This window comes from Thioclava sp. FR2, assembly GCF_051200875.1.
Classification (GTDB): domain Bacteria; phylum Pseudomonadota; class Alphaproteobacteria; order Rhodobacterales; family Rhodobacteraceae; genus Pseudotabrizicola.
The window spans coordinates 3,062,322-3,074,464 of sequence record NZ_CP195191.1 but is presented as its reverse complement, the minus strand read 5'-3'; the positions used below and the strand labels follow the sequence as shown (position 1 = coordinate 3,074,464).

General features: G+C 61.2%; 9 protein-coding genes. 3 read left to right on the top strand and 6 right to left on the bottom strand.

From position 1 onward, the window contains the following. Nucleotide 1: 1 nt before the first annotated feature. The 4 genes from ACSBLW_RS14730 to ACSBLW_RS14715 all read right to left on the bottom strand — a co-directional run bounded on the left by ACSBLW_RS14730 (nt 2) and on the right by ACSBLW_RS14715 (nt 5,156). Nucleotides 2-2,056 carry an alpha-galactosidase gene (locus tag ACSBLW_RS14730; RefSeq protein WP_435257359.1) on the bottom strand — a complete coding sequence of 685 codons (2,055 nt, stop codon included), beginning with the start codon at nt 2,054-2,056 and terminating at the stop codon, nt 2-4. Then, a complete protein-coding gene (locus ACSBLW_RS14725) occupies nt 2,053-2,898 on the bottom strand; it encodes a carbohydrate ABC transporter permease (protein ID WP_435257358.1) in 846 nt (281 codons plus the stop codon). The genes ACSBLW_RS14730 and ACSBLW_RS14725 overlap by 4 nt, the downstream gene beginning before the upstream one ends. Before the next feature lie 3 nt (nt 2,899-2,901). Beyond that, nucleotides 2,902-3,789, bottom strand: a complete 888-nt coding sequence (locus tag ACSBLW_RS14720; RefSeq protein ID WP_435257357.1) for a carbohydrate ABC transporter permease — start codon at nt 3,787-3,789, stop codon at nt 2,902-2,904. Nucleotides 3,790-3,911: 122 nt separating this feature from the next. Further along, complete coding sequence (locus ACSBLW_RS14715; RefSeq protein WP_435257356.1) at nt 3,912-5,156, bottom strand: ABC transporter substrate-binding protein; 1,245 nt, start codon at nt 5,154-5,156, stop codon at nt 3,912-3,914. Nucleotides 5,157-5,318: 162 nt separating this feature from the next. On the opposite strand from ACSBLW_RS14715, the gene ACSBLW_RS14710 reads away from it, so the two are divergent. Together ACSBLW_RS14710 and ACSBLW_RS14705 are read left to right on the top strand one after the other, a co-directional pair. Continuing rightward, nucleotides 5,319-6,047 (top strand): IclR family transcriptional regulator, encoded by a 729-nt coding sequence (locus tag ACSBLW_RS14710; protein ID WP_435260123.1) that lies wholly within the window; start codon nt 5,319-5,321, stop codon nt 6,045-6,047. 26 nt (nt 6,048-6,073) lie between these two features. Beyond that, nucleotides 6,074-7,129, top strand: a complete 1,056-nt coding sequence (locus ACSBLW_RS14705) for an ABC transporter ATP-binding protein (protein ID WP_435257355.1) — start codon at nt 6,074-6,076, stop codon at nt 7,127-7,129. A gap of 140 nt (nt 7,130-7,269) precedes the next feature. Here the strand turns inward: ACSBLW_RS14705 and ACSBLW_RS14700 are convergent, their stop codons facing one another. Further along, nucleotides 7,270-9,720, bottom strand: a complete 2,451-nt coding sequence (locus ACSBLW_RS14700) for a DUF4175 domain-containing protein (RefSeq protein WP_435257354.1) — start codon at nt 9,718-9,720, stop codon at nt 7,270-7,272. 29 nt (nt 9,721-9,749) lie between these two features. Continuing rightward, nucleotides 9,750-11,015, bottom strand: a complete 1,266-nt coding sequence (gene lysA / locus ACSBLW_RS14695; RefSeq protein WP_435257353.1) for a diaminopimelate decarboxylase — start codon at nt 11,013-11,015, stop codon at nt 9,750-9,752. Nucleotides 11,016-11,163: 148 nt separating this feature from the next. Here lysA and ACSBLW_RS14690 point away from each other — a divergent pair, with 148 nt between their 5' ends. Beyond that, nucleotides 11,164-12,138: a quinone oxidoreductase family protein gene (locus ACSBLW_RS14690; RefSeq protein ID WP_435257352.1), complete on the top strand. Its 975-nt coding sequence runs from the start codon at nt 11,164-11,166 to the stop codon at nt 12,136-12,138. Nucleotides 12,139-12,143: the final 5 nt, after the last annotated feature.

Below are 12,143 nucleotides of genomic sequence, written 5' to 3'. Positions count from 1 at the left end.
GTCACAGGCGTTCTCCTTCGACAACCCACATGGTTTGCGGAAAGCTCCACGGCAGGGTCAAACCATGATGCATGAGCCATGCTCCGCTAGCTTCTTGTGGGCCGTTCTTCAAGGCGGGTTTCCCGCGTGAGAGGCGATGCGCGTCTTCGACATTGACCAGACGGATGCGGTAGAGGGCGTTGGGATCAAGCCCCGTCAACCGCAGGGGGCGCGGCAGAATTTGGCCCGACGTGGCGGCACGTCCGGCAAAAGCGACAAAGCGGCTGCCGTCTTGGGCCAGCTGCATTTCGGCGATGATGGCCGGGTCTTCGCTGTCGAGCCGCAGGATGTCTGCGGTCATGGTCCAGTCGCGGTTTGCTTTCCACCACGCGGTGACGCGGGTCAGCACTTCGGCCTCTTCCTCGGTCAATTCGCGGGGGTCCATTTCAAAGCCCATATGGCGCTGTGCGGCGACCCATGCCCGGATTCGAATGTCGATGACCCGACCCGAGGTGTGGCAGTGACGGGGGCCGACATGGCTGCCGGTGATGGCGGCGGGCAGGAACAGGGCGGCGCCGTGCTGGATGCGCAAGCGTTCCAGCGCGTCATTGCTGTCGGAAAGCCAGACACGGTGGGTGTGGCGCAGGATACCCGCATCAATCCGACCCCCGCCCGAGGCGCAGCTTTCGATTTCGACCGAGGGATGCGCCTGCCGCAGCCGTGCCATCAGGTCCAAGGTGCCATGAGCCTGCGTGGCGTCGGCAATCGGCAGCAGGCGGTTATGGTCCCACTTGATATAGTCGATGTCATGGGTGGAGAGGATCGCACTGATCTGGCTGAACAGATGGTCGCGCACCTGCGGAAGCGCCATGTTCAGAACGCGCTGCTGGCGGCCTTCGACCTGATTTTCCGGCCCCAGAATCCAGTCGGGATGGGCGCGGGCCAAGTCGCTGTTGCGGTTGACCATTTCGGGTTCGAACCACAGGCCGAAGGTCATACCAAGGCTGTTGATGTGGTCGATCAGCGGGGTAAAACCGTTGGGCCATTTGGTCCGGTCGATCACCCAATCGCCAAGCGAGGAGGTGTCGTCATCGCGCCGCCCGAACCAGCCGTCATCTAGAACAAAGCGTTCCGCCCCAAGGGCGGCGGCGCGGGTGGCGATGTCTTTCAGCGTAGCAAGGTCGTGGTCGAAATAGACCGCCTCCCAGCAATTGTAATGCACCGGGCGCGGGCGGGTGGGGTTTGGCCAAGTGACCACGCGGTCGCGGATGTGGCGTTGAAACGCGGTGGCGCAGCCGTTCAGGCCGGCATTCGACCGGGTGAGCAGCAGATCGGCGGTTTCAAACCTTGTGCCTGTGCCTTGGGTGCCCGCAGCATGGCCCCATTGGATCTGACGACGGCCATCGGGCAATTCTTCGGCCTGCATCCGGTGCCCGCCGGGCCAAGCGTAATGCATGGCCGAAACGCTGCCTTGGCCGTTCGTGGCCCCTGCCTCGGGGAAAAGCGCGAAGGGCGGGTGTTCATGGCCCGAACGCCCGCCCGTCGCCTCACGCAGGCGCAGGCCCGGTGTCCATGCGCTGCGGACGGGTTGAAATTCACCAATCCAACGGCCCGAGAAATCGAGGATATCGCCGGATTGCGGGCCGGGGATCACCGGGGCGGACAGCCAGTGCAGCGTGATCGGCTCATCCGTCTCTAGCACCGTGCGGGCGGAGATGATGTCTCCATCGGTGGTGAAGCTGAACAGAAGCCCGATCCCCAAGGAGTCGTCCCGCACGGTGATGTGGTGATCATCCGCTGCAAAGAGGCGCAAGTCGGGGTGCAGCATTTCGCCGCCCCGATAGGCGATCAGACCGGGTTGGCCGGGAAAGCTGTCGCGCGCCAAGGGGCAAAGCGTCAGGTCGGGCAAGCGGTCGATCATGCCCCCGGTCACGTCGGATGTGGCCAGACGCGCCAACTGGGCAAGGTCTTCGCCCTTGGGCAAGGACGGCCCCCAATAGGTGACGCGCGGAACGCCACCATCGGAATGCAAGGTCAGCGTTTGGGTCGGGGTATCGAAACGCCAGGATCGGCTCATTTCACGGCCCCAAGGGTCAGACCCGCAATGAAGTGTTTTTGCATCAGGAAGAACATCGCAACAGGGGGAAGGGCGGCAAGGATGGAGCCCGCCGAGACGAGATGCCACTGCGCGATCCACTGCCCGTTCAAGGATGACAGGCCCGCGGTCACTGGCTGGGTTTCGGGGCTGTTGGTCAGGACCGTGGCCCAGAAGAAATCGTTCCAGATGAAGGTGAAGACTAGAACAGACAGCGCGGCGATGGCCGGGCGCATCAGCGGAATGACGATGTACCAGAAGATACGCCATTCGGCGACGCCTTCCACCCGCGCGGCTTCGATCAACTCGAAGGGCAGCGATTTGATGAAGTTGCGCATGAAGAGCGTGCAGAAGCCGGACTGGAAGGCGATATGGAACAGAGCCAGCCCATACCATGTGTTGTACATGCCCAGTTGCAGCGTCAGGTCACGAACCGGAACCATCAGGATCTGGAAGGGCACAAAGTTGCCCGCGACGAACATGAAGAAGATGATCAGGTTTGACGGGAAGCGGTAGATGGCCAAGGCAAAGCCTGTCAGGCAGGACAGCGCCACCGCGCCGATCACCGTGGGGATCGTCACCCAGAACGAGTTCAGGATGTATTTCAACATCGGCGTGTTCTGGAACACCAAGGCATAGTTCTCGAACGCGATAGCCGAGGGCATGCCGAAATAGTTGCCCTGCGCAAGGTCAGAGGCCGGACGAACCGAGGTGACCGCAACCCCCAGAAGCGGCAAGAGCCACAGGAAAAGCGCGACGGGCACAGCCAGTTTGTAGGCCATCTGCATCGCGGGGGAGAGTTGTTCAACGGGACGGGGGAACATGGCTTAACGCTCCGTTTCGTCGCGCCACATCTTCCAGATGAAGCCCGAGATGAAGACCATCATGATGGCGAAGAGAACGACGGCAATCGCGGCACCATAGCCCATGCGGTAACCGTATTCCGACAAAGCTTGTTCATACATGTAGAAAGACAGAACGCGGGACGACCCAAACGGCCCGCCATCTGTCATGACCGAGACAAGGTCAAAGCTGCGAAGCGCGCCGATCACAGTGACGACGACTGCGATAAAAGTCGCGGGGCGCAGTTGTGGCAGGATAACGTACCATAGCATTTTCCAGCCCTTGGCGCCGTCCAGACGCGCGGCCTCAACCTGATCGGGGGCAACGTTGTTCAGACCCGTCAGGTAAAGGATCATCACATAGGCGATCTGCGGCCAAAGCCCCGCGGCAATAATGCCATAGGTCACATAGCGGTCATCGGCCAGAATAGCGACTCCGGTGCCCGTGAGGCTTTCGATGATGCCGTAAAGCAGGCCGAAACCGGGGGCGTAGAACCAAGAAAAGATCAGGCCGACCACGACTTGGCTGATCACGAAGGGGAAGAAGAACAAGGACTTATAAAGCCGCATGCCCCAGATGGTCTGGTTCAGGAAAATGGCGATGAAAAGGCCCGCCGGAACCGACAGCATGTAAAGCACAAGCCAAAGGACGTTGTTCTTCAACGAGGTGTAGAAGGCATCATCGTCGATCAGCTCGACATAGTTTTCCGTGCCAATCCACTGCGCTTCGCCCAAACCATCCCAGTCGTAAAAGCTGATCCACATGGATTGGAAGATCGGGATGATCACATAGATCAGGAACATCAGAATGCCGGGGGCCAGAAACAGCCAAGGGGCAAGTCGTCTCTGATGGGCTTTCCACGCTGAGGACATGGCGCAATCCTTCTGTGGGCTTTGCGGAAGGTCGGAGCTAAAGCCCCGCGGCACCTGCGACGGGCGCTCGCGGGGCAAAAGAGCCGGGGCGACGGGAGGGTGCCGCACCGGCAGATGTCAGATCACTTGTAGATCTTCTGACGTGCTTTCTCGAGACGCTCGAGGATCGCATCCAGGTTTTCCGGCTTGACCATGAATTCCTGGAAGCCTTCCATACCAGCCTTTGCCATTTCAGCAGGTGCGTCACGGTCGAAGAACTGGGCCAGCGCATAGGCGTTCGACAGGCTGGCGAAACCTGCCGAGATGAACGGGTCATCGGCGGCAACGGTCGAGTTCTTGTTGGTGGGCAGCTGGCCGATGGCGGCGTTCAGCTTGGTCTGGGCATCCGCCGAGGCCACGAAGGCGAGGAATTTCTTCGCATCGTCAACGTTCTTGGCACCAGCCGGAATGTGGATGGTGTCGGTCGGGGCTTCTTCGGCGCGCGGCAGGCCGGCGGTGATTTCCGGGAAGACCATGAAGCCGAGGTTGTCGTTGGTCATGCCGCCTTCTTTGAAGACGCCAACGGCGAAGTTACCCATGACGTAGTGGGCGGCCTTGCCCTGAACCAGAAGCGCTGCAGCGTCCTGCCAGTCGATCGCCGCGTGGTTGGCGGTGATGTAGGGCTGAACCTTGGCCCATTCTGCAAAGACCTTGCGGGTTTCTTCGCTGGTCCATTCCACCTTACCGGCGGTCAGGTCCATGTGCCATTCATAGCCATTGGTGCGCAGCGACATGTAGTCGAAGATGCCTGCCCCAGGCCACAGAGCCTTTGTACCGGTGGTTAGGCAGTCGATGCCAGCGGCTTTGAACTTTTCGCAGTTCGCAACGAACTGATCCCAGGTCACGCCACCTTCGCCCGGCAGATCAACGCCAGCCGCTTTGTAAGCGTCGCGGTTATAGTAGATGCCCCACTGATAGTAGGTGTAGGGGACGCCCCACTTTTTGCCGTCGATGGTCATCGAAGCAGCAGCCGAACCCAAGGCATCGTTCAGGCCATTGGCTTCCCAGACATCGGTCACGTCCATGAACTGACCAGCGGCGACAAAGGGAGCCATCCGGTTCCCGGCATACCAGTTCGCCAGATCAGGTGCGTCCGCGGTCAGGAAGTTGCGGATCGCGGTCTTGTAGCCTTCGTGATCGAAATTGTTCAGCTGAACGTCGATATCGGGGTTTGCGGCTTCGAAGTCAGCAATCAGCGCTTCCATCGCGGCCAGCGGAATTGGATCGTAGTCGGCGTTGTACTTCAGAACGCGCTGTTCCGCGGACGCTGCGGTCGACAGCAAAAGCGCTGCGACGAGGACAGCTGCCCCTTTCTTTGTATGGACCATGGTTTCCTCCCGTTTGGTTCCATTATGTGAAACTTAGTCTTGAATATTGAAAACTATGTCCGCTATTGTTATGGCTGTCAACAGCGCAGTGTCGGGAGGACGATTGTGGCGGCAGAGGGACAAGGCGATGGGACGGTTGGCAAGGCGCTTGACGTTCTGGACATGGTCGCCATTCACGGCCGCCCTGTCCGGTTCTCGGAATTGCTGGAAAAATCACCCTATCCCAAGGCTACGCTTTACAGATTTCTGCAAACCCTGACCCATCAGGGGATGCTGCAACTGGACCCCGATACCGGGACATACACGCCTGGAATGCGGCTGGTTCGGTTGGCCCATTCGGCTTGGGCACAGTCATCTCTGGCGCCGATTGCGCGACCTTGGATTGATTCGCTGGCCAAAACGACGGGCGAGACGGTTCACCTTGCCCAGCTTGATTCCGGGCAGGTTCTGTATGTGGACAAACGCAATGCGACCAAGCCCGTCGACATGTTCGCGCAGGCGGGGAAAGTGGGGCCGGCCTATTGTACGGGTGTTGGCAAGGCGATGCTGGCCTTTTTGCCCGAAGATCAGTTGGCGGCCGCCATCGCCCGCCAAAGCTTTTTCCGCCATACCCCGCACACGCTTGCAAGCCCTGAAGCCTTGCGGGCCGAGCTTGTCGAGATCCGAAAACGCGGTCACGCCTTTGACCGGGAAGAGCATGAACCGGGCATTATTTGTTGTGCAGTGCCGATCCTGACAAAGGCCGGAAGGGTCTTGGGCGCAATCTCTGTCACCTCGACCACATCGCGCGCCAGCCTGACGGCGCTGGAAGAACAATCAGACAAAATCAAGGACATAGCGGCACATATCGCCGCCGATGCGGAAAGCTGGCGCTTTCCCGAGACCAGATAAGGGCCGATTGGCCAAGGGAGGAAGACATGACAGGTGTGACGCTAAACCGGGTCGTTAAACGCTATGGCGATGTGCAGGTAATCCATGGGGTCGATCTGGACATCAAGGACGGCGAGTTTTGCGTGTTTGTCGGGCCTTCCGGATGCGGGAAATCCACGCTTTTGCGGATGGTTGCGGGGCTGGAGGAAACCAGTGACGGCAAGATCAGCATCGGGTCGCGCGATGTCACCAAGGCCGATCCGGCCGAGCGTGGGGTGGCGATGGTGTTCCAGACCTATGCGCTGTATCCGCATATGACGGTGGCCGAAAACATGGGCTTTGGTCTGAAAATGACCGGCCACCCAAAGGCGGAAATCGACGCAAAGGTCAAGGAAGCCAGCCGAATTCTTAAGCTGGATGAATACCTTAGCCGAAAGCCCAAGGCGCTTTCCGGGGGCCAAAGACAACGGGTGGCGATTGGGCGGGCGATTGTTCGGGGGCCGGAGGTTTTTCTGTTCGACGAACCGCTGTCGAACCTTGATGCCGAATTGCGGGTGGAGATGCGGGTGGAAATCGCCCGTCTGCACCGCGAGATTGGCGCGACGATGATTTACGTCACGCATGATCAGGTTGAGGCCATGACCTTGGCCGACAAGATCGTGGTGCTGCGCGCTGGTCGCGTGGAGCAGGTGGGTGCGCCGCTGGACCTGTACCACGACCCCGACAACAAGTTCGTCGCGGGCTTTATCGGCAGCCCGTCGATGAACTTCATGGCGGGCAAGGTTGAGGAAAATGGCGTTTTCTGCCAAGGGGTTGGCGGCACTGTCACGGTTTCGGCAAAGCTGCCGGGCGCAGGCAGCGAAGTGATCCTTGGGCTGCGGCCACAGCACCTGACGCTGGCCGCAGGTGACACCCATACGGTGGAAGTGACCGAGGCGCTTGGTGGGGTGAGCTATATCCATGTCACCGCGCCTTCGGGCGAAAAGCTGATCATCGAATCGCGCGAAGACCCAAGGGTTAAGATGGGCGAGAAGGTGGGGATCAGTTTTGACCCCGCGCATGTCATGGCGTTTGACGCCAAGACGGAAAAGCGCATCCGCTGACCCATTGAAAACGCAAAAAACCACGGTGTTGAAACCGTGGTTTTTCCGTAGTTTTCCCGTGTGCTTTCCGTGGGCACAGTCCCGCAACACGATCTGCGCCAATGAAAAGGCCCGCTCCGGCAGTCGGACGGGCCTTTTCCTTAGAACATGTCGAGCAGACGCTTGAGGTAGTCGCGCTCGGTCTCGGGCCGGGACTGGTCGCCGGTGCGGCGGCGGATTTCGTCCAGAAGTTCTTCGGCGCGACGGTAAACATCTTCGCCCTGAAGCATGTTGCGGTCAGACCCGATGCGGGCCGAATCCCCCGGCTCGCGGCCTAGCGGATCACGCTGGCTGTTCGGGTCTGTGCCGCCCTGATTCTGGCCCTGCTGATTGTCCCCCGGCTGGCGCTGTTCTTCGGCCAAGGCTTCGCCCATGTTCCGCATGCCTTCGCGCAGGGCCTCGATCGCCTCGGCCTGACGGTCCAGCGCACCGGGAAGATCGCCGTCGCGCAGGGCCTCTTCGGCCTCGCGCATGGCGCGGCCTGCTCGATCCAGTTCGCGGCGCGCGGCCTCACCTTGCTCTGAGCCATCGCCCGGAAGCTGACCCTGCCCCAGTTCGCCCAGACGGTCGCGCAATTCGCCCTGACGCTGGGAAAGGTCATCGCCATTCGGCTGACCCTGCCCTTGCTGGCCTTCCTGCATGTCGCGATAGGCATCGTCAGAAAGGTCTTGCTGATCCCGCAGGGTTTCGCCCAGATCGCGCATGGCCTGATTGCCCTGACCTTGGCCCTGACCGCCTTGGCCTTGGGTCACCTGCATGTTTTCCATGAGCTGACGCAGCATTTCCATCAGCTCTTGCGCCTCGGCCATGCGGCCTTCTTCCATCAGCTTTTGCAATTCATCCAGCATCTGCTGAAGCTGGTCGCCCGACATCTGCATGCCTTCCATATTCTGGGACATCTGGCTGTCGGGGTTGCGCTGCGCCTCTTCGGCCAATTCGCGCATGTAATCGTTCAGCGCCTGACGCATTTCCTGCATCAGTTCTTCAATCTCTTCTGGGCTGGCCCCGTTGCGGATCGCCTCATCCAGACGGTCTTGGGCACGTTGCAGGCGTTCAAAGGCGCTGGCGAGATCGCCTTCTTCCACCAAAAGGGCGATTTCCCAAAGCTCATCGGCAATTTCATCGCGCAGCGAGACCGTCATGGTTTCGGCGACGGAATCAAGTTGGCGGATCACCACCCGCAGACGCAGATAGGCGCGTTCGTTGCGGATGAATTCTTCGGGCCGATAGGTGATGGCTTTCAGGATTTGCGCACTGCGCGGGGCGTTCACACGGGACCAGAGAAGATCGCGGCGCAACTCGATGATAGAGGCGGCCAGCGGGTCAAAGAAGCGGCGGCCCGGAAGGGTGATGGAATGGGGTTGGGACAGGCCCTCTTGGCCTGCGGCATCGCTGGCCGCGAAAACAAGCGTGACGGGCAGATTGGCGAAGACGTGTTTCGACAGATCGTCGATCAGCGTCTCGGTGAAATCGGCGCGATTGCCCGAGACGGGCATGGGCAGATCAAGAACCACGGGTTCCTGCGGTTCGGGATCGACCGTCAGGCCATAGCGGCGGTCGATGGCGGCAAGGTCCAGCGTGATGGTGACATGGCCCGCGACAACGCCGTAATCATCCGTGGCTGAATAGGGCTGGCGGAAACGTCCATCGGCCTCGCGCCCCAAACTGCCGCTGGCGGTGATGGTGGGCAGGGCATCGGGGGTGGCGATGAATTGCCAATTGCGGCCACCGGGGCCGTCGATGCTGACCGTGCCAGAGGTGGTGAGGGTGAAGTCATGCGCGACAGTTGGCGGATCGTTCGGCGCGGGCGTGGTGCCAGAGACGGTTTCCGTGAGGGTAAGCGCGCCGACCTCGCCATACAGACGGAACTGGAAGCGGGTGCCAACGGGCAGGTCCACGGACTCGGCGGTGATGTCGTTGAGGTAGAAGGTGGGTTTGCCGGTATAGGCGGGCGGCTGCGCCCAGCCTTCCCATGTGGGACCGGCGGCAAGGGTATTGGCGCCCCCGGGGGCAAGGGCAGAAACCGAGGCGACGCGCCAGAGCGAGCCGAAAAGGAGTGCCATGACAAAGGCGGTCAGCGCGACGTAGCGGAGCGCGAAAGGATCACGCGAGGAAAGACGCAGATCGGGTTCGACGGCGCGGGCCTGTGCGGCGCGGTCAGCCATGCGCTGCAAATGCGCCCGCCAGACGGCCAGCGAGGCCGGATCGCCGGTGCCGATCACCTGTTGGTCGGCCAGCGCGGCCAGAGGGCGACCGGGCAGGCGCGAATCAAGGCGGACCATCGCCTCGGCCCTTGTGGGTTTGCGAAACCGGCTGAGGCCAAGGAAAAGGGCCGCGGCAAGGGCCGCGATGGTGGCAAGGCCAACGATCCAGAGTAGGTTGAACGAGAGGTGGTCTTGCAGACCGAAGGCGAGGGCCGCGAAAAGGGCCATGATCAGGCTGGACAGGGGCCAGAAGGCCCGCGTCAGACGCTCGGCCCAAAGGCCCGCCTGCGTCAGAAGCAGCGGGATGCGGATGCGTTCAAGCGCCTGCGAGGGATCAGTGAGCGCCATGCCAGCCTTTCAATTGGCCAGACGGTACGTCACAGCCATTCGGGGATGGTATCGCGGGAAAGGATTTCGTCAAAGGTGGGACGTGCGCGAATGACAGCGAAGTGATCCCCTTTCACCAGAACTTCCGGGATCAGGGGGCGGGTGTTGTATTCGCTGGCCATCACTGCGCCATAGGCCCCGGCGCTGCGGAAGGCCACCAGATCACCTTCGGCCACCAAGGGCAGGTCACGGCCCTTGGCAAAGGTATCGCCGGTTTCGCAGACCGGACCCACGACATCAAAGGGTTGGGTCGGATCGCCCGGCGCACCTTCGATGACCGGGATGATATCGTGATGCGCGCCATACATCGACGGGCGCACCAGATCGTTCATCGCCGCATCAAGGATCAGGAAATCGCGGCCTTCGCCGTTTTTCACATAGATCACCTTGGAGACGAGGATGCCCGAATTGCCCGAGATCAGGCGGCCGGGTTCAATCTCGATCTCGCACCCCAAATCGCCCAGCACGCGCTGGATCATCGCACCGTAATCGGTGGGCAGCGGCGGGGCCTCGTTCGAGCGGGTGTAGGGAATGCCCAAGCCACCACCAAGGTCGAGACGGCGGATATTGTGGCCATCGGCGCGCAATTGCAGCGTCAGTTCGCGGACCTTGGTGAAGGCGGCCTCAAACGGGGCAAGGTCGGTCAACTGGCTGCCGATATGCACATCGACGCCCACCACATCAATGCCCGGAAGGCTGGCCGCTTCGGCATAGACAGTGCGGGCCTTGGCGATGGGGACACCGAATTTGTTTTCCGATTTGCCGGTGGCGATTTTCTCATGCGTCTTGGCATCGACATCCGGGTTCACACGCAGCGCGATGGGGGCGGTGACGCCAAGCGCGGTCGCGACTTCGGACAGCGCCCGCAGTTCCGGTTCGCTTTCGACATTAAACTGGCGGATGCCGCCGGTCAGTGCGAGCCGCATTTCTTCGCGCGTTTTGCCGACGCCAGAAAACACGATGCGGTCGCCCGGCACGCCCGCGGCCTTGGCCCGCAGATATTCCCCGCCCGAAACCACATCCATGCCGGCGCCCAGATCACCCAAAAGCTTCAGGACAGCCACATTGGACAGCGATTTGATCGCAAAGCAGACAAGGTGGGGCAGCGGGGAAAGCGCCTCGGAAAAAAGAGTGAAGTGGCGAGTCAGCGTTGCCGCCGAATAGCAGTAGAAGGGCGTGCCCACCTGCGCGGCGATATCGGAAATGGCCACGCCCTCGGCGTGAAGAATGCCGCCCTTGTGAAGGAAATGGTCCATGCGAGTGCCCCCCGGAAGCAGATTTTCGCCCTGATACAGTCTGGCGCGGCATTAGCCAAGGCGCTGCATGATTTCAAAGCGTGCTGGCGTTCAGGGCTGGAAATCGCCGCAGCGCGCCATAGGATCAGGCCAAAAGGGAGAGAGTATCATGGCACGCACCATCATCATCGAGGCCCATGGCGGGCCAGAGCAGTTGAAACTGGTTGATCGCCCGGTCGGCGAACCGGGGCCGGGGCAGGTGCGCATCGCGCATCGCGCCTGTGGTCTGAACTTTATCGACGTGTATCAGCGGACGGGACTTTACCCGATGACCCTGCCCGTCGCGCTTGGCATGGAGGCGAGCGGCGTGGTTGAGGCCGTCGGCGAAGGCGTTACCCATATCAAGGCAGGCGACCGCGTGGCCTATGCCGCGACCCCGCCCGGGGCCTATTGCGAAGCGCGGGTGATGCCCGCCGCGCAGGTTTGCCCCCTGCCCGACGCGATTTCCTTCGACGAAGGCGCGGCCATGATGCTGAAGGGTCTGACGGTGCAATACCTGTTCCGCCGCACCACCCCGATCAAGAAGGGCGACACAGTGCTGTTCCATGCCGCCGCAGGCGGCGTTGGCCTGATCGCCTGCCAATGGGCAAAGTCAGAAGGCATCACCCTGATCGGCACCGCCGGGTCGGATGAGAAATGCGCTTTGGCCAAGGAACATGGTGCGGCGCATGTGATCAACTATCGGACCGAGGATTTCGTGGCCCGCGTGAAAGAGATCACCGGCGGCAAGGGCGTGGATGTGGTGATGGATTCGGTGGGCAAAGACACCTTTGACGGATCGCTGGACTGCATCAAGCCGTTCGGGATGATGATTTCCTTTGGCAATGCCAGTGGCAAGGTGCCGCCCTTTGATCTGGGGATTTTGGCGGCAAAGGGGTCGCTGAAGGTCACGCGGCAGACCCTGTTCACCCATATCGCCGACCATGCGACCTGCCAGCAGATGGCGCGCGAATTGTTCGACAAGGTGGAAAGCGGGGCGGTGAAGATCAGGATCGACCAGCGCTTCCCGCTGGAGCAGGTGGCCGAGGCACATCGGGCGCTGGAGGCCCGTCAGACGACGGGCCAGACGATCCTGACCTTGTAACGGAG